The 23,536-nt window shown below is 67.1% G+C and carries 24 protein-coding genes and 1 tRNA gene; 20 read left to right on the top strand and 5 right to left on the bottom strand.

Features of this window, described 5'->3' with window-relative positions:
- Nucleotides 1–5: 5 nt before the first annotated feature.
- Both QTI20_RS10830 and QTI20_RS10825 read right to left on the bottom strand, forming a co-directional pair.
- On the bottom strand, nucleotides 6–1,250 hold the full coding sequence (locus QTI20_RS10830) for a CmpA/NrtA family ABC transporter substrate-binding protein (RefSeq protein WP_286547969.1): 1,245 nt from the start codon (nucleotides 1,248–1,250) through the stop codon (nucleotides 6–8).
- Nucleotides 1,251–1,534: 284 nt separating this feature from the next.
- On the bottom strand, nucleotides 1,535–2,788 hold the full coding sequence (locus QTI20_RS10825; RefSeq protein ID WP_286547970.1) for a nitrate regulatory protein: 1,254 nt from the start codon (nucleotides 2,786–2,788) through the stop codon (nucleotides 1,535–1,537).
- 90 nt (nucleotides 2,789–2,878) lie between these two features.
- Between QTI20_RS10825 and tsaD the strand changes: the two genes are divergently transcribed.
- Entirely contained in the window at nucleotides 2,879–3,934 is a 1,056-nt protein-coding gene (gene tsaD, locus QTI20_RS10820; RefSeq protein WP_286547971.1) for a tRNA (adenosine(37)-N6)-threonylcarbamoyltransferase complex transferase subunit TsaD, read from the top strand.
- Between the two features lie 9 nt (nucleotides 3,935–3,943).
- Here tsaD and QTI20_RS10815 read toward each other — a convergent pair whose 3' ends face one another.
- The 3 genes from QTI20_RS10815 to QTI20_RS10805 all read right to left on the bottom strand — a co-directional run bounded on the left by QTI20_RS10815 (nucleotide 3,944) and on the right by QTI20_RS10805 (nucleotide 5,917).
- On the bottom strand, nucleotides 3,944–4,537 hold the full coding sequence (locus tag QTI20_RS10815; RefSeq protein WP_286547972.1) for a phospholipase D family nuclease: 594 nt from the start codon (nucleotides 4,535–4,537) through the stop codon (nucleotides 3,944–3,946).
- A 78-nt stretch (nucleotides 4,538–4,615) separates the two neighbouring features.
- Nucleotides 4,616–5,200: an alpha/beta hydrolase gene (locus tag QTI20_RS10810; protein ID WP_286574185.1), complete on the bottom strand. Its 585-nt coding sequence runs from the start codon at nucleotides 5,198–5,200 to the stop codon at nucleotides 4,616–4,618.
- A gap of 342 nt (nucleotides 5,201–5,542) precedes the next feature.
- Nucleotides 5,543–5,917 carry an Hsp20/alpha crystallin family protein gene (locus tag QTI20_RS10805; RefSeq protein WP_286547975.1) on the bottom strand — a complete coding sequence of 125 codons (375 nt, stop codon included), beginning with the start codon at nucleotides 5,915–5,917 and terminating at the stop codon, nucleotides 5,543–5,545.
- A gap of 116 nt (nucleotides 5,918–6,033) precedes the next feature.
- Here QTI20_RS10805 and QTI20_RS10800 point away from each other — a divergent pair, with 116 nt between their 5' ends.
- The 19 genes from QTI20_RS10800 to nuoK all read left to right on the top strand — a co-directional run bounded on the left by QTI20_RS10800 (nucleotide 6,034) and on the right by nuoK (nucleotide 23,524).
- Nucleotides 6,034–7,317 carry a branched-chain amino acid ABC transporter substrate-binding protein gene (locus tag QTI20_RS10800; protein ID WP_286547976.1) on the top strand — a complete coding sequence of 428 codons (1,284 nt, stop codon included), beginning with the start codon at nucleotides 6,034–6,036 and terminating at the stop codon, nucleotides 7,315–7,317.
- Between the two features lie 19 nt (nucleotides 7,318–7,336).
- Nucleotides 7,337–8,500 (top strand): pyridoxal phosphate-dependent aminotransferase, encoded by a 1,164-nt coding sequence (locus QTI20_RS10795; protein WP_286547977.1) that lies wholly within the window; start codon nucleotides 7,337–7,339, stop codon nucleotides 8,498–8,500.
- A 231-nt stretch (nucleotides 8,501–8,731) separates the two neighbouring features.
- Nucleotides 8,732–8,998 carry a 30S ribosomal protein S15 gene (gene rpsO / locus QTI20_RS10790; RefSeq protein ID WP_007837783.1) on the top strand — a complete coding sequence of 89 codons (267 nt, stop codon included), beginning with the start codon at nucleotides 8,732–8,734 and terminating at the stop codon, nucleotides 8,996–8,998.
- 214 nt (nucleotides 8,999–9,212) lie between these two features.
- Nucleotides 9,213–11,528 carry a polyribonucleotide nucleotidyltransferase gene (pnp, locus tag QTI20_RS10785; protein ID WP_286547978.1) on the top strand — a complete coding sequence of 772 codons (2,316 nt, stop codon included), beginning with the start codon at nucleotides 9,213–9,215 and terminating at the stop codon, nucleotides 11,526–11,528.
- Between the two features lie 96 nt (nucleotides 11,529–11,624).
- Nucleotides 11,625–12,623, top strand: coding sequence for an NAD(P)H-quinone oxidoreductase (locus tag QTI20_RS10780; protein WP_286547979.1), 999 nt, complete (start codon nucleotides 11,625–11,627; stop codon nucleotides 12,621–12,623).
- A 17-nt stretch (nucleotides 12,624–12,640) separates the two neighbouring features.
- On the top strand, nucleotides 12,641–13,390 hold the full coding sequence (tpiA, locus tag QTI20_RS10775; protein WP_286547980.1) for a triose-phosphate isomerase: 750 nt from the start codon (nucleotides 12,641–12,643) through the stop codon (nucleotides 13,388–13,390).
- A gap of 32 nt (nucleotides 13,391–13,422) precedes the next feature.
- Nucleotides 13,423–13,830, top strand: coding sequence for a preprotein translocase subunit SecG (gene secG / locus QTI20_RS10770; RefSeq protein WP_286547981.1), 408 nt, complete (start codon nucleotides 13,423–13,425; stop codon nucleotides 13,828–13,830).
- 116 nt (nucleotides 13,831–13,946) lie between these two features.
- Nucleotides 13,947–14,031 (top strand) — tRNA-Leu (locus QTI20_RS10765).
- Between the two features lie 65 nt (nucleotides 14,032–14,096).
- Complete coding sequence (locus tag QTI20_RS10760) at nucleotides 14,097–14,456, top strand: NADH-quinone oxidoreductase subunit A (protein ID WP_183026589.1); 360 nt, start codon at nucleotides 14,097–14,099, stop codon at nucleotides 14,454–14,456.
- Nucleotides 14,457–14,482: 26 nt separating this feature from the next.
- Nucleotides 14,483–14,965: a NuoB/complex I 20 kDa subunit family protein gene (locus tag QTI20_RS10755; RefSeq protein WP_140839331.1), complete on the top strand. Its 483-nt coding sequence runs from the start codon at nucleotides 14,483–14,485 to the stop codon at nucleotides 14,963–14,965.
- A 10-nt stretch (nucleotides 14,966–14,975) separates the two neighbouring features.
- Entirely contained in the window at nucleotides 14,976–15,587 is a 612-nt protein-coding gene (locus QTI20_RS10750) for an NADH-quinone oxidoreductase subunit C (RefSeq protein WP_286547982.1), read from the top strand.
- Between the two features lie 9 nt (nucleotides 15,588–15,596).
- Nucleotides 15,597–16,850: an NADH-quinone oxidoreductase subunit D gene (locus QTI20_RS10745; RefSeq protein ID WP_183026587.1), complete on the top strand. Its 1,254-nt coding sequence runs from the start codon at nucleotides 15,597–15,599 to the stop codon at nucleotides 16,848–16,850.
- Nucleotides 16,847–17,383 carry an NADH-quinone oxidoreductase subunit NuoE gene (gene nuoE, locus QTI20_RS10740; RefSeq protein ID WP_286547983.1) on the top strand — a complete coding sequence of 179 codons (537 nt, stop codon included), beginning with the start codon at nucleotides 16,847–16,849 and terminating at the stop codon, nucleotides 17,381–17,383. The genes QTI20_RS10745 and nuoE overlap by 4 nt, the downstream gene beginning before the upstream one ends.
- Nucleotides 17,380–18,720, top strand: coding sequence for an NADH-quinone oxidoreductase subunit NuoF (gene nuoF / locus QTI20_RS10735; RefSeq protein ID WP_183026585.1), 1,341 nt, complete (start codon nucleotides 17,380–17,382; stop codon nucleotides 18,718–18,720). The genes nuoE and nuoF overlap by 4 nt, the downstream gene beginning before the upstream one ends.
- A gap of 19 nt (nucleotides 18,721–18,739) precedes the next feature.
- Nucleotides 18,740–20,926, top strand: a complete 2,187-nt coding sequence (gene nuoG, locus QTI20_RS10730; RefSeq protein WP_286547984.1) for an NADH-quinone oxidoreductase subunit NuoG — start codon at nucleotides 18,740–18,742, stop codon at nucleotides 20,924–20,926.
- Entirely contained in the window at nucleotides 20,923–21,999 is a 1,077-nt protein-coding gene (gene nuoH / locus QTI20_RS10725) for an NADH-quinone oxidoreductase subunit NuoH (RefSeq protein WP_286547985.1), read from the top strand. The genes nuoG and nuoH overlap by 4 nt, the downstream gene beginning before the upstream one ends.
- 15 nt (nucleotides 22,000–22,014) lie before the next feature.
- Nucleotides 22,015–22,527: an NADH-quinone oxidoreductase subunit NuoI gene (gene nuoI / locus QTI20_RS10720; RefSeq protein ID WP_183026582.1), complete on the top strand. Its 513-nt coding sequence runs from the start codon at nucleotides 22,015–22,017 to the stop codon at nucleotides 22,525–22,527.
- A 26-nt stretch (nucleotides 22,528–22,553) separates the two neighbouring features.
- Nucleotides 22,554–23,219, top strand: coding sequence for an NADH-quinone oxidoreductase subunit J (locus QTI20_RS10715; protein ID WP_183026581.1), 666 nt, complete (start codon nucleotides 22,554–22,556; stop codon nucleotides 23,217–23,219).
- Entirely contained in the window at nucleotides 23,216–23,524 is a 309-nt protein-coding gene (gene nuoK, locus QTI20_RS10710) for an NADH-quinone oxidoreductase subunit NuoK (RefSeq protein ID WP_183026580.1), read from the top strand. Before QTI20_RS10715 ends, nuoK begins: the two co-directional genes overlap by 4 nt.
- Nucleotides 23,525–23,536: the final 12 nt, after the last annotated feature.

Raw genomic sequence — 23,536 nt, 5'->3', positions numbered from 1 at the left:
TCTCCTCAGGCATGCAACTTGAAGGATTCGGCGTACTTCTTCGGCTCCCTGCCGTCCCACACCACGCCGTCCATCAGCTTGCTGCTGCGCATGGCCGAGGCGGGCACGGGCGTCTTGCTGGCCGTGGCGGCCTGCTTGTAGATGTCGATGCGGTTGATGTCGGTCGCGACCTTGAGGTAGTCCGGGTGCTCCTTGAGCAGGCCCCAGCGCTTGTGCTGCGTGAGGAACCACATGCCGTCGGACAGGTAGGGGAAGTTCACCGCGCCGTCGTTGTAGAACTTCATGTGGTTCGGGTCGTCCCAGTTCCGGCCCATGCCGTTGGTGTAGCGGCCCAGGATGCGCTGGTTGATCGCGTCCACGCTGGTGTTGACGTAGCTCTTGTCGGCGATGGTCTCGGCCATCTTGTTCTTGTTCTGCAGGCCGGTGTCGATCCATTGGCCGGCCTCGAGGATGGCGGCGGTCACGGCGCGCGCGGTGTGGGGATACTTCTTCACGAAGTCGGCGGTGCAGCCCAGCACCTTCTCGGGATGGTCCTTCCAGATGTCCTGGGTGGTGATGGCCGTGACCCCGATGCCGTCCATGATCGCGCGCTGGTTCCAGGGTTCGCCCACGCAGTAGCCGTCCATGTTGCCGATGCGCATGTTGGCCACCATCTGCGGCGGCGGCACCACGATGTTCTTCACGTCCTTGAAGGGGTCGATGCCGGCCGAGGCCAGCCAGTAGTAAAGCCACATCGCATGGGTGCCGGTGGGGAAGGTCTGGGCGAAGGTGTAGTCGCCCTTCTCCTTGGCGATCAGCCTGGCCAGCGAGGGCGCATCGACCGCGCCCTTGTCGGCCAGCTTCTTCGACAGCGTGATCGCCTGGCCGTTGTTGTTCAAGGTCATGAGCACCGCCATGTCCTTCTTCGGCCCGCTCACGCCCAGGTGCACGCCGTAGACCAGGCCATAGAGCACGTGGGCCATGTCGAGGTCACCGTTGACCAGCTTGTCGCGCACGCCGGCCCAGCTGGCCTCCTTGCTCGGCACGATCTTCACGCCGTACTTCCGGTCGATGCCGAGCACCGAGGCCATCACCACGCTCGCGCAGTCGGTCAGCGGAATGAAGCCGATCTTCACTTCCTCCTTCTCGGGCTTGTCGGAGCCCTGGGCGTAGGCCAGCGCACGCAGGGCGGGGTCGATGCCGGCGGCACCGATGGCGGCGGCCTGCAGCACGCGGCGGCGGCTCAACTTCGTTTTCAGCAGATCGGACATGGGGCGGACTCCGGAAGGAAGGAACAGGAACGGAAAACAAAAAAGGCGTCCGCATCGCGCAGGGAGGCTCGAGAACGAGCCCCTGCGGGATACGGACGCCTTTGTCCGGTGCGGTGGGTGGCATCCGCCGTTGGATGCCGCCCGCCTGAAGACCTGAGGGGTCTGTGCCCATGCCACGCAAGCGCCGTGCCAGGGGGGTCTCGCGGGGCTACAGAGGGGGCGCCGGGACCTGTGCCCTGGTGGCGGGCACGCTTCCAGTGCGCTGCACCATTTCAGGGGGGCGATCAGCCTTCGAGGTACTCGGCCATCGCGAGCACCGATTCGGCGACGTCGATCAGCCGGCGGTTCTGGTTCATCGCGGTCTGGCGCAGCATCTTGTGCGCCTCTTCCTCGCTCAGGCGGCGGTGCGCCATCAGCAGGCCCTTGGCGCGTTCGATCACCTTGCGCTCGTTGAGCGAGGCGCGCACGGTGTCGAGTTCGTCGCTCATGGCCTGCAGCCGCTGCGACTGGTCCTGCACCAGGTCGAGGATCGAGCGTTCGAGCTGGCGGCCGTAGGGCGGCGCGCCCTCGGTCGCGCCGGCCGCCGCCTCGTCGAAGAAGGCGCTCGGCGGCAGGGCCGGCTGCGTCGCGAGCTGGGCCTGCAGCGTCTCGTGGGCCTGCAATTCGGCGCGCGCATGGGCCGTCTTGGCATCGCACAGCTGGTGCAGGTCGGCCGTCAGGCGTTCCTCGACGGTCTGCATCGCGTCGATCCGCCGCGTGCAGCAGTCGAACCAGGCGGCGCTCTGCTCCGGGTCCAGCGCCGCGCCGGCCGGGGCCGCGCAGGCGATGCGGCGCAGCCGCTCGAGTTCGGCCGTCTGCGCCGGCGGCAGGCCGGCCAGCCACTGGGCCTCGAGCGCCGGGCCGGCGAAGCCGGAGAAGACCTGGAAGCAGCGCTCCTGCGAGTCGATCAGGTGCAGCCAGCGCTGTTGCCGCTCGCCGTCGTTGCGTCCCGACGCAAAGGCGGCGCTGCCGCAGGCGCGTTCCTGCCCCGCGAATTCCTTGCCCTGCATGAAGTTGAACAGCGCCGCGAGCAGGCGCGAGATCTCGGGATCGGTGGCGCCGTCGGCGGCTTCGAACACCACGCCCAGCAGGCCGGCCACGAGCTTGACGAAGGCGGCCGTGGCCTGCTCCGGCGGCAGCTGCAGGCGGGCGATGCGCTGGCGCAGGCCGGGCAGGGCGTCCAGGCCGGGCAGCACGGCGGCGATGCGGCTGAACAGGCGCGCGCCGTTGTTGAGGCGGCGCGGGTCGGCCTCCAGCTGGTCGAAGCAGGCCCGCACCTGCTGCTCGAGCCGCCGGCATTCGGCCACCTGGGCGCCGAGTTCGCTCGCGAAGCGGCGCCCGCCCGAGCCCAGCAGCAGGTTGGACAGGCCCCGTTCGCGCTGCAGCGCATGGACCAGGCGCGCGATGCTCGTCACCAGCGCGCTGGTGCGGCCGAGTTGGTCGAGCGCGTCGATTTCACAGCGCAGGGCGGCGATCAGAAAACTCAGTCCGGAGGTCATCGTGGGCAGTGTGGGGCGTCGCGGGGAGGTCCCGCAAGGGCATGCAGCAACAACCGTGCCCCGAAATCGGGCGCCCCCTACACTCGACCCATGCTCGTACTTGGAATCGAATCGTCCTGCGACGAAACCGGCGTGGCGCTGGTGGAAACGCAGGGAACCGCGCTGCCGCGCCTGTGTGCCCACGCGCTGCACAGCCAGATCGCCATGCACCAGGCCTATGGCGGCGTGGTGCCCGAACTCGCCAGCCGCGACCACATCCGCCGCGTGCTGCCGCTGGCGCAGAGCGTGTTCGACGAGGCCGGCCGGCGGCTGGCCGAGGTCGACGTGGTGGCCTACACCCGTGGCCCGGGCCTGGCCGGCGCCTTGCTGGTCGGCGCGGGCGTGGCCTGCGCGCTGGGTGCTGCGCTGGGCAAGCCGGTGCTGGGCGTGCACCACCTCGAAGGCCACCTGCTGTCGCCTTTCCTGAGCGCCGATGCGCCCGAGTTCCCCTTCGTGGCGCTGCTGGTGTCGGGCGGCCACACCCAGCTGATGCGGGTCGACGGCGTCGGCCGCTACGAGATGCTGGGCGAGACCATCGACGACGCGGCCGGCGAGGCCTTCGACAAGTCGGCCAAGCTCATGGGCCTGCCCTACCCGGGCGGCCCCTGGCTCGCCAAGCTGGCGGAGCAGGGCGACCCGGCCGCCTTCAAGCTGCCGCGGCCGCTGCTGCACAGCGGCGACCTCGACTTTTCCTTCGCCGGCCTCAAGACCGCCGTCATGACGCAGGCGCGCAAGCTCGGCGACGAACTCGAGGCCCGCAAGGCCGACCTGGCGGCGGCGACGCAGGCCGCGATCGTCGAGGTGCTGCTGAAAAAGAGCCTGGCGGCGCTGGCGCAGACCGGCCTCAAGCGGCTGGTGGTGGCCGGCGGCGTGGGCGCCAACCGCGACCTGCGCGCGCAACTCGACGCGGCCTGCGCCAGGCGCGGCGTGCGGGTGCACTACCCCGAGCTGCACCTGTGCACCGACAACGGCGCGATGATCGCCATGGCCGCGGCGATGCGGCTGCAGGCCGGCATGCAGCAGCCGACCGAGGTCTACGCCTTCGACGTCAAGCCGCGCTGGCCGCTGGACAGCCTGGTGCGCTCGCCCGAAGGCGCGCCGGCCTGAGCGCTTCGTTCAGGGCCGGTCTTCGCCGCCGCCCGTCTTGTCGAATCGCATGCCGGGCCGGTAGGGTTCCGACTCCTGCTGCAGCCGCTCGAACTCCTGCGCGTAGGTGGCCGCGAGCTGCGGCCACCGCCGGAACAGGTTGAAGTTCTCGGCGTTCTGCTGGGCGCCGGCGCGGGTGAAGTTCATCGAACCGAAGCCCACGGTGTCGGCGTCGACGAGCACGAACTTGTGGTGCATGACCGGGTAGCGCGCATCGATCCACAGCGGCACGCCCTGGTTGTGGAAGTAGGTCGCGCTCGAATAGCGGTGCGTGGCCTGCGAACTGTCGAGCAGCACCCGCACGTCGAGGCCGCGCGCATGGGCCTGCGCCACGGCCTTGGCGATCGTCGAGGCGGTGAAGAAGTAGCCGGCGATCCAGACCCGCCGGCGCGCCGCGTCCACGGCATGCGCGATGGCGCGGTCGGTGTCGGCGCCGGGCGAAAAGAAGACTTCGGCGCTGGCGCCGGAGGAGGGCGCGGGCAAGGGGACCGCGAGGCCCCTGGCGTGGACCGGTGCCGTCAGCGCCGCTGCGAGAAGAAGGACGAGGCCTTGAAGGCTCTTCATGTGATCGCTCCCTGAAAGCTGCGGCCGCAGCGCGGTGCGGCCCGGCGCCTATTGTGGGGCCGCGCGCGCCGGGAACGCTCAGGCGCAGGCGAGCAGTGCTTCGGTCTCTTCGTGCTTGGGCAGCGGCAGCACGTCGAGCATGCTGCGCCACAGACGCGACCACTGCGGCCAGTCGTGCCCGCCTTCGGTGGTGAACACATGGCCCTGCGGCAGCACCTCGGCCAGCAGCTGGTGGTTGGGCGCGAAGCGGTCGGCCAGGCCGTAGCCCAGGTAGAGCGGCGGCAGCGTGGCGGCGAGCGCGGGGCTCGCGTACTGCTGCAGCCAGGGCCAGAGCTTGCGGTCGACTTCCTCGTCGGACGGCTTCTCGGGCGCTTTCCAGGCCCGCAGGCCGCCGGCCTTCTGGATCTCGGCGCCGAGCGGGCGGCGGCCCAGGTAGGGGGCCAACACCACGATGCCGTCCACCAGGCCGGGACGGGCCAGTTCGTGGGTCAGCGCGCCGAAGCCGCCGATCGAGATGCCCACCAGCCAGATCTTGCGGTAGCCGCCCTGGCGCGCCGGGGCGAGCACGTCCTCGTGCAGGCGCTGCACGAAGCTCTGGTCGTAGTAATAGGAGACGTTGGCATCGACCAGCATCACATCGGCCGCCACATCGTGCGCGCGCACGGCGCTCAGGAATCCCTCGCGCTCGAACGCTTCGGGTTCGAGAAAGGCACCGGGGAGGAACACCAGAAGCGTGTCCGAGCGGGTGCCAGGGCGAGCGGCGTGTAAATGTGTGTCCAACGGTGACCCCTTGTATCGGGGCCCGCTGGAAGAGGAAGCTCAGCGGATCCGCGACTTCAAAATAGTAAAAAGGTTCTATAAAACATGCACTTACCGCGATGTTTTACATTCATTTCACATTGAAGCATAAAAAAACGACCACGAAATGTGGCCGTTTTGCGGATCGACTGATTTTGATTCAGATCAACGGCTTGACACCGTCGCCTGAAAGCGGTGGGGCCGCGCTCAGTTGATGGTCAGCGAGTGCACATGGCGCACCGGTGCCAGTTTGCCCAGCTTGAGCGACAGCACGCCGTTCTCGAGCTTGGCTTCGCTGGTGGCGGCATCGATTTCCTGCGGCAGTTCGTAGGCGGCCTTGAACTGGCGCTTGGCGTCGGCCTTGCTTTCGATGCGGACCACCGAGGCCTCGATGCCGATGCTGAGGTCGTCGCGCGACAGGCCGGGCACGTCGAGCGTGAGGGTCCAGCTGGTGTCGTCCTGCTCGACGTTGAGCGAGCGTTGCGGGCCGCTCACGAGGGCGTCGTTGACGAAGCGTTCGAAGCTGCGGTCGAGGCTGCGCGGAACGAAGCGGGCGGTGCGGACGGCGGGTGCGAAGAACATGGTGAAACTCCTGATGTACACGGCGGGACAAGAAGGTGTGTCCCTTACACTGCGCGGCCTTTGACATGAGTGCCGCTTGCTCCCCATCTAGGCATGGGGCCAGGCGTTTCAAGAGAATGAATCCGAGCTTTATTTGGCGCCGCCAGGCCTTGAAATTCGCCGCGTCGGCGCTATGCGCGGCGGCCTTGCCGGCGGTGGCCAGGAGCGCGCCCGCAGGCCCGATCCGGCTGGCCTTGATCGAAAGCATGAGCGGGCCTTTCGCCAACACCGGCGAGGCCGTGTTCCGCAACATCCTCTGGGCGGTCGAGCGCGTCAACGCGCGCGGCGGTGTCAAGCTGCCGGGCGGTTCGCGCAGGCTGGAACTGGTGCGCTACGACAGCAAGGGCCAGAACGAAGAGGCCCTCTCGGCGCTGCGCGCGGCAATCGACGACGGCGCGCGCATCGTGCTGCAGGGCAATTCCTCGGCCACGGCCGCAGCGCTGCTGGACGCCATCGACAAGAACAACGAGCGCGACCCGCAACGGCGTGTGCTGTTCCTCAACTATTCGGCCGTCGATCCGGTGCTGACCAACGAACGCTGCAGCTTCTGGCACTTCCGCTTCGACGCCCATGCCGACATGCGGGTGACGGCGCTGATGGACGTGGTGAAGGACGAGGCCGCGCTGCAGCGCGTCTACCTGATCGGCCAGGACTACAGCTTCGGCCAGGCGGTGCTGCGCGAATCGCGGCGCCAGTTGGGCGTGCTGCGCCCGGACGTGCAGATCGTGGGCGACGAGCTGCATCCGATGGGCCGGGTCAAGGACTTCGCGCCCTATGCCAGCAAGATCCTCGCGAGCGGCGCGCAGGCGGTGGTCACGGGCAACTGGGGCAACGACCTCACGCTGCTGGTCAAGGCCGCCCGCGAGGCCGGCTTCAACGGCAGCTTCTACACCTTCTACGGCAACGCGCTGGGCGCGCCCGCGGCCATCGGCGATGCGGGCATCGGCCGGGTGATCGCGGTGGCCGACTGGCTGCCGAACGTGCAGACCGCGGCCTCGGAGGACTTCTACCGGGCCTTCCGCACGCGCTTCCCCAAGCCGTCGGAGGACTATGTGCACATGCGCATGCAGCTGGTGATCGAGGCGCTGGCGCAGGCCATGGAGCGTGCGGGCAGCGTCGACACGGTCGCCGTGGCGCGCGCCCTGGAGCGCGCCGACGTCACGCTGGCCGGCCAGCGCGGCCGGATGCGCGCGGCCGACCACCAGTTCCAGCAGCAGCTGGTGGTGGGCGTGATGGACCGCCAGGGCGCGCCGGGCGTGAAGTTCGACGTCGAGGGCTCGGGCTACGGCTTCCGCGTGGTGAAGACCGTCGCGGCGGAGCGCGCGGAAATGCCTACCATCTGCAGGATGCAACGGCCCTGAGGGCCAGGAGAAACAAGACATGCGCCAAGCCATTCACGACCTCGAAGCCTCCAAGATCCGCGAGGTCGCCAACGCCGGCCTGGGCCGCGACGACGTGCTCGCCTTCTGGTTCGGCGAGAGCGACGAGGTCACGCCCGAGCTGGTGCGGCAGGCCGCGATCGACTCGCTGCAGAAGGGCGAGACCTTCTACGCCCACAACCTGGGCCTGCCCGAACTGCGCGAGGCCATCGCGCGTTACACCAGCAGCCTGCATCCGGCGGTCGATGCCGGGCGCATCGCGGTCACCTCGGGCGGCGTCAGCGCCCTGATGCTGGCGGTGCAGGCGCTGGTCGATGCCGGCGACGAGGTGGTGGCGGTCACGCCCGTGTGGCCCAACCTGGTCGCGCAGCCCGCGATCATGGGCGCGACCGTGCGCACCGTGCCGCTCGAACCCGTGGGCGGCGAGTGGACGCTGAACCTCGACGCGCTGCGCGCCGCCATCACGCCGCGCACGAAGCTGCTGATCGTCAATGCGCCCAACAACCCGACCGGCTGGACGCTGACCCGCGACGAGCAGGCGGCCATCCTCGCGCATTGCCGCGACACCGGCACCTGGATCCTGGCCGACGAGGTCTACGAGCGCCTCTACTTCGAACCCACCGCCAAGGCCTGCGCGCCCAGCTTCCTGGACGTGGCGACGCCGGACGACCGGCTGGTCGTGGCCCACAGCTTCTCCAAGAGCTTCCTCATGACCGGCTGGCGCCTGGGATGGCTGGTGCTGCCCGCGTCGCTGATGGAGGGCATGGGCAAGCTGATCGAGTTCAACACCTCCTGCACCAGCGTCTTCACCCAGCGCGCCGGCATCGCGGCCATCGAGCACGGCCCCGACATCACGCCCCGCGTCGTGGCCCACCTCAAGGCCTGCCGCGACGTGCTCGTGCCCCTGCTGGCCGAGATCCCCGGCGTGCAGGTGGCGGCGGCCAAGGGCGGCATGTACGCCTTCTTCAAGCTCGACGGCTTCGACGACTCCCTGGCCGTCGCCAAGCGCCTGGTCACCGAAGCCGGCCTCGGCCTGGCCCCCGGCAACGCCTTCGCCCCCGAAGCCCAGGGCTGGCTGCGCTGGTGCTTCGCCTCCAAGGACCCCCAGCGCCTGGTCGAAGGCGTCGCCCGCCTCAAAACCTGGCTGCAAAACAACCGCCCCTGACCCCGCCCCCATAGCGAGGCCGAAGGCGAGCGTCCGTTCGCGGGATGCCGCGGAACCGGCTCCGCCGGGCCGCAGGCATCGCCCCCGTGAGGGGGAGGGCAAGCGACACGAAGTGCGCGCCGCCTCGGGGGCGGGCTATAATCCCCGGGCTTTGCATGCCGCAAGGCGCACGGTGCGTGCAGTTCCAGCGCACACCGCAAGTCAAACATCCCGGAACACAAGGAAAATCAAATGATCGCAGCCTCCATCAAGGCCGAAGTCGTCAAGGACAACGCCCGCGCCGCCAACGACACGGGCAGCCCCGAAGTGCAAGTCGCACTGCTGACCGCTCGCATCAACGAGCTGACCCCCCACTTCAAGACGCACGCCAAGGACCACCACGGCCGTCGCGGTCTGCTGCGCATGGTGAGCCGTCGCCGCAAGCTGCTGGACTACCTGAAGTCCAAGGATGCCGACCGCTACACCGCGCTGATCGCCAAGCTGGGTCTGCGCAAGTAATTCGGATCGCATGAAAAAAACGCCTGGGTTAGTCCGCTAGCTCAGGCGTTTTTTACTTCGCGATTCAATCGGAGTGCCAAAACAGAGCGAAGCTGTGTCATTCCAATGAAGTTCGAGGCCGAGCTTCACTGGAATGGCATCGTGTTCTGAGAAGCGCTCCAACCCCGCGGACCTGTCAATCCGACCGGTCACGCCCTTCACTCAGGAGCAAAACATGAGCCTCTTCAACAAAGTCACCAAGTCCTTCCAGTGGGGCGACAAGACCGTCGTCCTGGAAACCGGTGAGATCGCCCGCCAGGCCAGCGGCGCCGTCAAGGTCGACATCGACGGCACCGTCGTGCTCGCCACCGTCGTGGCGTCCAAGTCGGCCAAGCCCGGCCAGGACTTCTTCCCGCTGACCGTCGACTACATCGAGAAGACCTACGCCGCGGGCAAGATCCCCGGCAGCTTCTTCAAGCGCGAAGCCAAGCCCAGCGAACACGAAACCCTGACCAGCCGCCTGATCGACCGTCCGATCCGCCCGCTGTTCCCCGAAGGTTTCCTGAACGAAGTGCACGTGGTCATCCACACGCTGTCGCTCAACCCCGAAGTCGACGCCGACATCGCCGCCATGATCGGCGTGTCCGCCGCGCTGTCGATTTCCGGCATCCCCTTCAGCGGCCCGATCGGCGCCGCCCGCGTGGGCTACATCAACGGCCAGTACGTGCTGAACCCGGGCCAGACCGCGCGCAAGGATTCGCAGATGGACCTGGTCGTCGCCGGCACCGAAGCGGCCGTGCTGATGGTCGAGTCGGAAGCGCTGCAGCTGTCCGAAGAAGTCATGCTGGGTGGTGTGGTGTTCGGCCACGAACAGGCCAACGTCGCGATCAACGCCATCCACGACCTGGTGCGTGACGCCGGCAAGCCGGTGTGGGACTGGGTCGCGCCGGCCGAAGACGAAGCCTTCGTCGCCAAGGTCAACGGCCTGGCCGAAGAGAAGCTGCGCGCGGTCTACCAGATCCGCAGCAAGCAGGCCCGCACGCAAGCCCTGCGCGAAGCCAATGCCGGCGTGCTGGCGGCCCTGAAGGAAAGCGGCGAGCCCTTCGACGCGGGCAAGGTCAGCGACCTGCTGTTCGCGATCGAATCGAAGATCGTGCGCAGCCAGATCCTCGAAGGCGAGCCCCGCATCGACGGCCGCGACACGCGCACCGTGCGCCCGATCGAGATCCGCAACTCGGTGCTGCCCCGCACCCACGGTTCGGCCCTGTTCACGCGCGGCGAAACCCAGGCGCTGGTCATCACCACGCTGGGCACCGAACGCGACGCACAGCGCATCGACGCGCTGGCCGGCGAGTACGAAGACCGCTTCCTGTTCCACTACAACATGCCTCCCTTCGCCACCGGTGAAGTGGGCCGCATGGGCTCGACCAAGCGCCGCGAAATCGGCCACGGCCGCCTGGCCAAGCGCGCGCTGGTCGCGGTGCTGCCGAACAAGGAAGAATTCCCCTACACGATCCGTGTGGTGTCGGAAATCACCGAGTCGAACGGTTCGTCGTCGATGGCTTCGGTCTGCGGCGGCTGCCTGTCGATGATGGACGCCGGCGTGCCGATGAAGGCCCACGTGGCCGGCATCGCCATGGGCCTGATCAAGGAAGGCAACCGCTTCGCGGTGCTGACCGACATCCTGGGCGACGAAGATCACCTGGGTGACATGGACTTCAAGGTCGCGGGCACCACCAACGGCATCACCGCGCTGCAGATGGACATCAAGATCCAGGGCATCACCAAGGAAATCATGCAGGTCGCGCTGGCGCAGGCCAAGGAAGCGCGCATGCACATCCTGGGCAAGATGCAGGAAGCCATGGGCGAGGCCAAGGCCGAAGTCTCGAACTTCGCACCGCGCCTGTTCACCATGAAGATCAACCCGGAAAAGATCCGCGACGTGATCGGCAAGGGCGGCTCGGTGATCCGTGCGCTGACCGAGGAGACCGGCTGCCAGATCAACATCGACGAAGACGGCACCATCACCATCGCGTCGACCGATCCGGAAAAGGCCGAGGCGGCCAAGCAGCGCATCGCGCAGATCACGGCGGAAGTCGAAATCGGCAAGGTGTACGAAGGCCCGGTCACCAAGATCCTGGACTTCGGCGCGCTGATCAACCTGCTGCCCGGCAAGGACGGCCTGCTGCACATCAGCCAGATCGCGCACGAACGCGTCGAGAAGGTGACCGACTACCTGAGCGAAGGCCAGATCGTCAAGGTCAAGGTGCTCGAGACCGACGAGAAGGGCCGCGTCAAGCTGTCCATGAAGGCCCTGACCGAGCGTCCGGCCGGCATGGAGTTCCAGGAACGTGCGCCGCGCGAAGACCGCGGCGGTGACCGTGGCGACCGTGGCGACCGTGGTGGCGAGCGCCGCGAACGTGGCGAGCGTCCCCCGCGTGGCGACCGCGCGCCGCGTTTCGAAGGCAACGGCGATCGCAACGGCGAGCCGCAGCAACAGCAGCCCGAGCAGTCGTCGCAAGACGCCCCGCGCGGCGACCATCAAGGTTGATGCGGATGCGGACGCAGCGGCCCCTGCCGCTTGCGTCCTTTTTTCCACCGTGGCGCCCGACTCCCCTGGAGGCGGGCGTTGCCGTCAGGAAGACCCATGAAAGCCATTGAAATCACATCCTTCGGCGCGCCGGACGTCCTGCGCGTCGTCGAGCGTCCCGATCCCGTCGCGGGCGAGGGCGAGCTGCTGATTCGGGTGGCCGCGAGCGGCGTGAACCGTCCCGACGTGCTGCAGCGCACCGGCAACTACCCGGTGCCGCCGGGCGCCTCCGACCTGCCGGGCCTCGAGGTCGCGGGCACGATCGTCGCGGGCGATGCCAAGGCGCTGGCCGAGGCCGGCCTGGCCGTGGGCGACCGCGTCTGTGCGCTGGTGGCCGGTGGCGGCTACGCCGCACTGTGCGTGGCCCCGGTCGCGCAATGCCTGCCGGTGCCCCAGGGCTGGAGCGATACCGAGGCGGCGTCGCTGCCCGAGACCTTCTTCACCGTCTGGAGCAATGTGTTCGAGCGCGGCCGCCTGCAGAAGGGCGAGACGCTGCTGGTCCAGGGTGGCACCAGCGGCATCGGCGTGACCGCGATCCAGCTCGCCAAGGCGCTGGGCGCGACCGTGATCGCCACCGCCGGCAGCGACGAGAAGTGCGCGGCCTGCCTGCAACTGGGCGCGGACCATGCCATCAACTACAAGACCGCCGACTTCGCGGCCGAGGTGAAGACGCTCACCGGCGGCAAGGGCGTCGACGTGATCCTCGACATGGTCGCCGGTGCCTACGTGGCGCGCGAGATCGACTGCCTGGCCGAGGACGGCCGGCTGGTCATCATCGCGGTGCAGGGCGGCATCAAGGCCGAGATCAATGCGGGCCTGGTGCTGCGGCGCCGGCTCACGGTCACGGGCTCGACGCTGCGGCCGCGGCCGGTCGCCTTCAAGGCGGCGATCGCGCAGGCATTGCACGCCAAGGTCTGGCCGCTGCTGGCCAGCGGTGCGGTCAAGCCGGTCATTCACAGCACCTTCGCGGCCGTGGGCGAGCCCAGCGGCGCGGCGCAGGCGCATGTCCTGATGGAATCGAACCAGCACATCGGCAAGATCGTGCTGACCTGGTGAACGGAACGAACAAGACGATGACGAACAGGAAGCTGATCGCCGGCAACTGGAAGATGAACGGCAGCCTGGCTGCCAACGAGGCGCTGCTCGACGCGCTGCTGCAGGGCGTGGGCGCGCCGAATTGCGACGTGGCGGTCTGCGTGCCGGCGCCGTACCTGGCGCAGGTGCAGGCCAAGGTCGCGGGCTCGCCGATCGCGCTGGGCGCGCAGGACGTGTCCGCGCAGCCGCAGGGCGCCTTCACGGGCGAGCAGTCGGCCGCGATGCTCAACGAATTCGGCGTGCGCTATGCGATCGTCGGCCATTCCGAGCGCCGCCAGTACCACGGCGAGAGCGACGAGGTGGTGGCGGCCAAGACCGCCGCCGCACTGGCACGCGGCATCACGCCGATCGTCTGCGTCGGCGAGACGCTGGCCGAGCGCGAAGCAGGGCGCACGGAAGAGGTGGTCAAGCGCCAACTGGCCGCGGTGATCCACGTCAACGGCCACTGCATCAGCGAGATCGTCGTGGCCTACGAGCCCGTGTGGGCCATCGGCACCGGCAAGACGGCTTCGCCCGAGCAGGCGCAGGGCGTGCATGCGGTGCTGCGCGCGCAACTGCACCATGCGGCCAGCGAGCATGCCGCGGGCATCCGCATCCTCTACGGCGGCAGCATGAACGCGGCCAACGCCGCCGAACTGCTGTCGCAGCCCGACATCGACGGCGGCCTGATCGGCGGCGCATCGCTCAAGGCCCCCGACTTTCTGCAAATCATTGCCGCCGCGCGCTGAGCGCACGGCGTTCCCTTAGGAGTAAACAAGATATGAACCTGGTCCTCAACATTCTCGTCGGCGTGCAGATGCTGACCGCGCTCGCGATGATCGGCCTGATCCTCGTGCAACACGGCAAGGGCGCCGACATGGGCGCGGCCTTCGGCAGCGGCAGTGCCGGCAGCCTGTTCGGCGCCAGCGGCAGTGCCAACTTCCTGTCGCGCACCACGGCCGTGCTGGCAGCCGTCTTTTTCGTGACGACGCTGCTGCTGGCCTACTTCAGCCATGCACGCCCGTCGGCCGGCGGCAACAGCCTGCTGGAGCGCGCCGCGGTCGGTGCGCCGGCGCCTGCCGCCTCGGGTTCGGCCTCGCAGATTCCGTCGGCATTGCCCGCGCCCGCGGCGCCCGCATCGGCCCCTGCGGCCCCTGCATCGGGCGCGGCTCAGATTCCCGGCAAATAATCTTTGTGACAATGCAGCCTCAAGTGAAAAAGGCTGCATTTCAGGGTAAACTCTAAATCTGCACCGGAAAGCCAAAACCCTCTGGGTTCCTCATGCCATCCGGGCAGCAGAAAACCGCGGTCGTGGTGAAATTGGTAGACACGCTATCTTGAGGGGGTAGTGGCGAAAGCTGTGCGAGTTCGAGTCTCGCCGACCGCACCAAATCTCATCGGCAGGAGTCAGCGCAAAGTTGGCTCTTGTCGATGTCAAGCGGTGATAGAACCCTGATGAACCTCGATTCCTACCTCCCCGTCCTGTTGTTTATTCTGGTCGGTATCGGGGTAGGCATCGCCCCCCAGGTTCTCGGCTACATCCTTGGCCCGAACCGGCCCGACGCGGCCAAAAACTCCCCTTACGAGTGCGGTTTCGAAGCCTTCGAAAACGCCCGCATGCAATTCGATGTCCGCTACTACCTGGTGGCCATCCTCTTCATCCTGTTCGACCTGGAAATCGCTTTCCTCTTCCCCTGGGCCGTGGCGCTCAAAGAAGTGGGTGCAGCGGGCTTCTGGGCGGTCGTGATCTTCCTGGCGATCCTCGTCGTGGGCTTTGCCTACGAATGGAAAAAGGGTGCGCTTGACTGGGAATAGCCGTACAACGGCAACAAGGTACAGCCATGGCCATTGAAGGCGTTTTCAAAGAAGGCTTCGTCACCACCTCCTACGATTCGGTGGTGAACTGGGCCAAGACAGGCTCGTTGTGGCCCATGACCTTCGGTCTGGCCTGCTGCGCAGTCGAAATGATGCACGCGGCCGCCGCGCGCTACGACATCGGCCGCTTCGGCGCCGAGGTGTTCCGCGCCAGTCCGCGCCAGTCCGATCTGATGATCGTGGCCGGCACGCTGTGCAACAAGATGGCGCCCGCTTTGCGCAAGGTCTACGACCAGATGGCCGAGCCGCGTTGGGTGCTGTCGATGGGCTCGTGCGCCAACGGCGGCGGCTACTACCACTACAGTTATTCCGTGGTGCGCGGCTGCGACCGCATCGTGCCGGTCGACGTCTACGTGCCCGGCTGCCCGCCGACGGCCGAAGCGCTGATCTACGGAATCATCCAGCTGCAGCAGAAGGTGCGCCGCACCAACACCATCGCCCGTGCCTGACGGGAACCCCATGACAGCTTTCGCGATCGATCCTGATGTCCTGAAGGACACCATTTCCCTGGCCCTGGGCGACAAGGTGAAACGTATCACCGTGGCGCTCGGCGAGGTCACGCTGGTGGTGAAGGCGGCCGACTACCTGGCCGCCATGCAGACCCTGCGCGACGCGCCCGGCTGCAAGTTCGAGCAGCTGGTCGACATCTGCGGACTCGACTACTCGACCTACCGCGACACCGAGTGGGACGGCCTGCGCTACTGCGCGGTCTCGCACCTGCTGTCGGTGAGCCTGAACCAGCGCGTGCGCGTCAAGACCTTCTGCGAGGACGACGACTTCCCCGTGCTGCCCTCGGTGATGCACCTCTGGAACTCGGCCAACTGGTTCGAGCGCGAAGCCTTCGACCTGTACGGCATCGTGTTCGAAGGCCACGAGGACCTGCGCCGCATCCTGACCGACTACGGCTTCATCGGCCATCCCTTCCGCAAGGACTTCCCCCTGTCTGGTCACGTCGAGATGCGCTACGACGAAGAACTCAAGCGCGTGGTCTACCAGCCGGTGAGCATCGAGCCGCGCGAGGTCACGCCGCGCGTGATCCGCGAAGAGAACTACGGCGGCGGACTGCACTGACGCACTGACATGGCTGAAATCAAGAACTACACGCTCAACTTCGGGCCCCAGCATCCCGCCGCCCACGGCGTTCTGCGTCTCGTGCTCGAGCTCGACGGCGAAGTCGTCCAGCGCGCCGACCCGCACATCGGCCTGCTGCACCGCGCGACCGAGAAGCTGGCCGAAGGCAAGACCTACATCCAGTCGCTGCCCTACATGGACCGCCTCGACTACGTGTCGATGATGTCCAACGAACATGCCTACTGCCTCGCGATCGAGAAGCTGATGGGCATCGAGGTGCCGATCCGCGCGCAGTACATCCGCGTGATGTTCGCCGAGATCACGCGCCTGCTGAACCACCTGATGTGGCTCGGCTCGCACGGCAACGACTGCGGCAGCTCGACCATCCTGATCTACGCCTTCCGCGAGCGCGAAGACCTGTTCGACATCTACGAAGCGGTCTCGGGCGCGCGCATGCACGCCGCCTACTTCCGCCCGGGCGGCGTCTACCGCGACCTGCCGGACACGATGCCGCAGTACAAGGTCAGCAAGATCAAGAACGCCAAGGCCCTCGAGCGCATGAACGAGAACCGCCAGGGTTCGATGCTCGACTTCATCGATGACTTCACGAAGCGTTTCGTGAAGCACATGGAGGAGTACCACACGCTCCTGACCGACAACCGCATCTGGAAGCAGCGCACCGTGGGCATCGGCGTCATGACGCCCGAGCGCGCGCTGAGCCTGGGCCTCACGGGCCCGATGCTGCGTGGCTCCGGCATCGCCTGGGACCTGCGCAAGAAGCAGCCCTACGACGTCTACGACCGCATGGATTTCGACATCCCCGTGGGCAAGACCGGCGACTGCTACGACCGCTACCTGGTGCGCATGGAAGAGATGGTGCAGTCCAATCGCATCATCAAGCAGTGCGTCGACTGGCTGCGCGTGAACCCCGGCCCCGTCATCACCGACAACCACAAGGTGGCAGCACCTGCGCGCGAGTCGATGAAGGGCAACATGGAAGAGCTGATCCATCACTTCAAGCTCTTCACCGAAGGCTTCCACGTGCCCGAAGGCGAAGCCTATGCGGCCGTCGAGCACCCCAAGGGCGAGTTCGGCATCTACCTGGTGAGCGACGGCGCCAACAAGCCGTACCGCCTCAAAATCCGCGCACCCGGCTTTGCGCACCTGGCTGCGCTCGACGAAATGACGCGCGGCCACATGATCGCGGACACCGTGGCCGTGATCGGCACCCTGGACATCGTGTTCGGAGAAATCGATCGATGAGCAATCCCAACACCAGCACCCCGGCGGCCGCGAAGCCGCTGTCCGCCCACGCCCTGGAGCGCTTCGCGCGCGAAGTCGCCAAGTACCCGGCCGAGCAGGCGCAGTCCGCCGTGATGGCCTGCCTGGCCATCGTGCAGCAGGAGCAGGGCTTCGTGAGCCTCGAGAGCGAGAAGGTCGTGGCCGACTTCCTCGGCATGCCGCAGATCGCCGTGCACGAAGTCACGACCTTCTACAACATGTACAACCAGCAGCCCACGGGCCGCTTCAAGCTCAACGTCTGCACCAACCTGCCGTGCCAGCTGCGTGACGGCGCGACCGCGCTCGCGCACCTCGAGAAGAAGCTGGGCATCCCGATGGGCGGCACCACCGCCGACGGCCTGTTCACGCTGCAGCAGAGCGAATGCCTGGGCGCCTGCGCCGATTCGCCCGTGATGCTGGTCAACGACCGCACCATGTGCAGCTTCATGAGCAACGACAAGCTCGACCAGCTCATCGACGGCCTGCGTGCCTCGTCGAAGGGAGACGCCGCATGACGCCCGAACAAGTCCTGTCGCAGTTCCAGGCGACCGGTGTCCAGACCTGCTTCCACGATCGCCACATCGGTGCGCAGATCTACGCAGGCCTCGACGGCACCAACTGGCGCCTGGCCGACTACGAAGCGCGCGGCGGCTACCAGGCGCTGCGCAAGATCCTGACCGAGGGCCTGACGCCCGACCAGGTGATCGCCGAAGTCAAGGCCTCGGGCCTGCGCGGCCGCGGCGGCGCGGGTTTCCCGACCGGCCTCAAGTGGAGCTTCATGCCCCGCCAGTTCCCGGGCCAGAAGTACCTGGTCTGCAACTCGGACGAAGGCGAACCGGGCACCTGCAAGGACCGCGACATCCTGCAGTTCAACCCGCACATCGTGATCGAAGGCATGGCCATCGCGGCGTACGCGATGGGCATCAGCGTCGGCTACAACTACATCCACGGCGAGATCTTCCAGAGCTACGACCGTTTCGAGGAAGCGCTGGAGGAAGCGCGCGCCGCCGGCTACCTCGGCGACAAGATCATGGGCAGCACGTACAACTTCCAGTTGCACGCGGCCCACGGCTTCGGCGCCTACATCTGCGGCGAGGAAACCGCGCTGCTCGAATCGCTGGAAGGCAAGAAGGGCCAGCCGCGCTTCAAGCCGCCGTTCCCGGCCAGCTTCGGCCTCTACGGCAAGCCGACCACCATCAACAACACCGAGACCTTCGCGGCGGTGCCCTGGATCATCCGCAACGGCGGTCCGGCGTATCTCGAGTGCGGCAAGCCGAACAACGGCGGCACCAAGATCTACTCGGTCAGCGGCGACGTCGAGCTGCCGGGCAACTACGAAGTGCCCATGGGCACGCCGTTCTCCAAGCTGCTCGAACTCGCCGGCGGCGTGCGCAAGGGCCGCACGCTCAAGGCCGTGATCCCCGGCGGCTCGTCGTCGCCGGTGCTGCCGGCCGACATCATGATGGCCTGCACCATGGACTACGACTCCATCGCCAAGGCCGGCTCGATGCTGGGCTCGGGCGCGGTGATCGTCATGGACGACAGCCGCTCGATGGTCGAGTCGCTCAAGCGCCTCTCGTACTTCTACATGCACGAATCCTGCGGCCAGTGCACGCCCTGCCGCGAAGGCACGGGCTGGCTCTGGCGCGTGGTCGACCGCATCCACAACGGTCAGGGCAAGGCCAACGACATGGACCTGCTCAACTCGGTCGCGGACAACATCCAGGGCCGCACCATCTGCGCACTCGGCGACGCCGCGGCCATGCCGGTGCGCGCCATGATCAAGCACTTCCGCCACGAGTTCGAGGCGCTGATCCCTGGCTACGTCCCCAAGACGCCGGCCCAAGCCTGAGCACGAAAACGCGACACATATGGTTGAAATCGAACTCGACGGCAAGAAGGTCGACATCATCGAAGGCAGCATGATCATGCATGCGGCCGAAAAGGCGGGGACCTACATCCCGCACTTCTGCTATCACAAGAAACTCAGCATCGCGGCCAACTGCCGCATGTGCCTGGTCGACGTGGAGAAGGCGCCCAAGCCGATGCCGGCCTGCGCCACGCCCGTGACCCAGGGCATGATCGTCCGCACCAAGAGCGAGAAGGCCATCAAGGCCCAGCAATCGGTGATGGAGTTCCTGCTCATCAACCACCCGCTCGACTGCCCGATCTGCGACCAGGGCGGCGAATGCCAGCTGCAGGACCTGGCCGTGGGCTACGGCGGCTCGACCTCGCGCTACGAGGAAGAGAAGCGCGTGGTCTTCCACAAGGACGTGGGCCCGCTCATCAGCATGGAAGAGATGAGCCGCTGCATCCATTGCACCCGCTGCGTGCGCTTCGGCCAGGAAGTGGCCGGCGTGATGGAGCTGGGCATGATCCACCGCGGCGAGCACTCCGAGATCACGACCGTGATGGGCGAGACCGTCGACTCCGAGCTGTCGGGCAACATGATCGACATCTGCCCGGTCGGCGCGCTCACCAGCAAGCCCTTCCGCTACAGCGCCCGCACCTGGGAACTGTCGCGCCGCAAGTCGGTGAGCCCGCACGACTCGACCGGTGCCAACCTGATCGTCCAGGTCAAGAACAACCAGGTGATGCGCGTCGTCCCGCTCGAGAACGAAGACGTCAACGAGTGCTGGATCGCCGACCGCGACCGCTTCTCCTACGAATCGCTCAACAGCGACGAGCGCCTCACGCAGCCCATGCTCAAGCAGGGCGGCCAATGGCAGACCGTCGACTGGCAGACCGCGCTCGAATACGTGGCCAACGGCCTGCGCCAGATCAAGACCGACCACGGCGCCGCCGCGATCGGCGCGCTGGTGAGCCCGCACAGCACGGTGGAAGAACTGGCCCTGGCCGGCGCGCTGGTGCGCGGCCTGGGCAGCGAGAACATCGACCACCGCCTGCGCCACGCCGACTTCACGGCCAGCGCCGGCGTCCGCTGGCTCGGCACCTCGATCGCCTCGCTGTCGAACCTGCAGCGCGTGCTGGTCGTGGGCTCGAACCTGCGCAAGGACCATCCGCTGTTCGCGCAGCGCATCCGCCAGGCCGTGCGCAAGGGCGCCGCCGTGAGCGTGATCGCCTCGGCGGACGAACTCGCATCGCGTGACGCCTGGGCCCTGTCGCTGGCCGGCGTGACGACCGTGGCCGCCGACGGCTGGCTGCAGGCCCTGGCCGACGTGGCCAGCGCCATCGGTGCCGAGAAGGGCGTGGCCGCGCCCGCCGCAGGCCACGCCACCGAGGAAGCCAAGGCCTTCGCCCAGTCGCTGATCGGCGGCGAACGCAAGGCCATCCTGCTGGGCAATGCCGCCGCGCACCATGCGGACGCCTCGCGCCTGCTGGCGCTCGCGCAGTGGATCGGCGCGCAGACCGGCGCCAGCGTCGGCTATCTCACCGAAGCCGCCAACACCGTGGGCGCGCAGTGGGTCAACGCGCTGCCAGGGCAGGGCGGTCTCCATGCCGGCCAGATGCTGGCGGGCGGCCTCAAGGCCGTGCTGCTGCTCAACAACGAACCCGAATTCGATTCGGCCGCCGGTGCACGCACGGCCGCCGGTCTGGAGCATGCGCAGATGGTCGTGACGCTGAGCCCCTTCAAGGCCAACCTCGCGATCAGCGACGTGCTGCTGCCGATCGCGCCCTTCACCGAAACGCCGGGCACCTTCGTCAATGCCGAAGGCCGGATCCAGAGCTTCCACGCGGTGGTCAAGCCGCGCGGCGAGGCGCGTCCGGGCTGGAAGGTCCTGCGCGTGCTGGCCAACCTGCTGGGCGTGCCGGGCTTCGATTTCGAGACCGCACAAGAAGTGCTGGCCAGCGTGCGCGGCGCCGATGCCGTGACGCACGTGGCGGCCGAACGCCTGAACAACGAAGCGCCCGCGAACCTCGACCTGGCCGCACCGGCCACGGCCGCGGCCGCGCCGGTGACCGCCTCGATCTACCAACTGGACGGCCTCGTGCGCCGTGCCACGTCGCTGCAGTTGACGGCCGACGCACGCGGGCGCCATGCGGCGACCGGTGTCCGTCCCGGCCCGCATCCCGCGGTGGAAGAGGTGGCGGCATGATCGATTCGATCTTCAACTTCGGCCAGGGCCTGATCGCGGCCCACTGGTGGACGGCGGGCGGCTGGCCCGTGGTCTGGGCGCTGATCAAGATCATCTGCGTGCTCGCGCCGCTGATGGGCGCGGTCGCCTACCTCACGCTCTGGGAGCGCAAGCTGCTGGGCTTCATCCAGGTGCGTCACGGCCCCAACCGGGTCGGCCCGCTGGGCCTGCTGCAGCCGATCGCCGACGCGGTCAAGCTGCTGACCAAGGAAATCATCAGCCCGACGGCCGCCAGCCAGGGCCTGTTCCGCCTCGGCCCGATCATGGCGATCATGCCGGCGCTGGCCGCCTGGGTCGCGATCCCCTTCGGTCCCGAAGCGATCCTCGCGAACGTCAACGCGGGCCTGCTGCTGATCATGGCCATCACCTCGATCGAGGTCTACGGCGTGATCATCGCGGGCTGGGCCTCGAACTCGAAGTACGCCTTCCTGGGCGCGCTGCGCGCCTCGGCCCAGATGGTGAGCTACGAAATCGCGATGGGCTTCTGCCTGGTCGTGGTGATCATGGTCACGGGCAGCCTGCACCTGGGCGACGTGGTCGCGGCGCAGGGCAAGGGCATGGGCGCCGACATGGGCCTGGGCTTCCTGTCCTGGAACTGGCTGCCGCTGCTGCCGATCTTCGTGGTCTACGTGATCTCCGGCGTGGCCGAGACCAACCGCCACCCCTTCGACGTGGTCGAAGGCGAAGCCGAAATCGTGGCTGGCCACATGGTCGAGTACTCGGGCATGGGCTTCGCGATCTTCTTCCTGGCCGAGTACGCCAGCATGTGGCTGGTGTCGATCCTGGCCGCGCTGATGTTCCTCGGCGGCTGGCTGTCGCCGGTCGGCTTCCTCGACTTCATTCCGGGCTGGATCTGGCTGGGGATCAAGACCTTCTTCGTGGTCTCGCTCTTCATCTGGATTCGCGGCACCTTCCCGCGCTTCCGCTACGACCAGATCATGCGTCTGGGCTGGAAGATCTTCATTCCGGTCACCCTGGTGTGGCTGCTGGTGGTCGGGGGCTGGATGCAGACGCCCTGGAACATCTGGAAATAAGCGGAGAAACACACGATGTCTTCAGCTGTTGCTGCTTCCTCCTTTTCGGTCAAGGACTTCCTCAAGAGCTTCATGCTCACGGAACTGTTCAAGGGCATGGTCCTGACGGGTCGCTACGCGTTCCGCCGCAAGATCACGGTCCAGTTCCCCGAAGAAAAGACCCCGCTGTCGCCGCGCTTCCGCGGCCTGCACGCGCTGCGCCGCTACGAAAACGGCGAAGAGCGCTGCATCGCCTGCAAGCTCTGCGAGGCCGTGTGCCCCGCGGTCGCGATCACCATCGAGTCCGAAGTGCGTGACGACGGCTCGCGCCGCACCTCGCGCTACGACATCGACCTGACCAAGTGCATCTTCTGCGGCTTCTGCGAAGAGAGCTGCCCGGTCGACTCGATCGTCGAGACGCACATCCTCGAGTACCACGGCGAAAAGCGCGGTGACCTGTACTTCACCAAGGAAATGCTGCTCGCCGTGGGTGACCGCTACGAACCCGAGATCGCGGCCAACAAGGCCGCCGACGCGAAATACCGTTAACGGCAGACGCCCCAAAGAAAAAATCCATGGACGTCAAGACTGGCTTCTTCTATCTGTTCTCGCTGGTGCTGCTGTTCGCGGCCTTCCGAGTCATCACCGCGCGCAACCCCGTGCATGCGGTGCTCTACCTGATGCTCGCGTTCTCGCAGGCATCGGCCGTGTGGCTGCTGCTGCAGGCCGAGTTCCTGGCCATCGTGCTGGTGCTGGTCTACCTGGGCGCCGTGATGGTGCTGTTCCTGTTCGTCGTGATGATGCTCGACCTCAACATGGACAGCCTGCGGCAGGGCTTCTGGCGGCACTTCCCGCTGGCGGCGCTGATCGGCGTGGTGATCGCGCTCGAGATGGCCTATGTCCTGATGGGCGGCTTCCGCGGTCAACCGGCCGCGACGCAGGCGGCCATGACGGCCGGCGGCTCCAACACCAAGGCGCTCGGTATCCTGATGTACACCGAGTACCTCTACCCGGTGCAGATCGCGGCCGTGATCCTGGTCGTGGCCATGATCGCCGCCATCGCGCTCACGCTGCGCCAGCGCAAGGACACCAAGTTCATCGACGTGGGCGACCAGATCCGCGTGAAGTCGCGCGACCGCCTGCAGCTGGTCAAGCTCGACGCGACGCAACCCGCGCCGCCGCCCGCGCCAGCGCCCGAACCGGCCCCGACGGCCGCTGCCGCTCCGGAGAAGAAGGCATGACTCTGACCCTCCCTCATTTCCTGTCGCTCGGTGCGATGCTGTTCGCGATGTCGGTCGTCGGCATCTTCCTGAACCGCAAGAACCTGATCGTGCTGCTGATGTGCATCGAACTGATGCTGCTGGCGGTCAACATGAACTTCGTGGCCTTCTCGCACTACCTGGGCGACATGCACGGCCAGATCTTCGTGTTCTTCATCCTGACGGTGGCCGCGGCCGAGTCGGCCATCGGGCTGGCGCTGCTGGTGCTGCTGTTCCGCAACAAGTCGAGCATCAATGTCGACGAACTCAACACGCTCAAGGGATAAGAAGACTCGACC

The organism is Variovorax sp. J2P1-31, from assembly GCF_030317215.1.
In the GTDB taxonomy this organism is placed as follows: Bacteria; Pseudomonadota; Gammaproteobacteria; order Burkholderiales; family Burkholderiaceae_C; genus Variovorax.
Note: the sequence above shows the minus strand (reverse complement) of the source record. Positions and strands in the feature narration are given on the sequence as shown.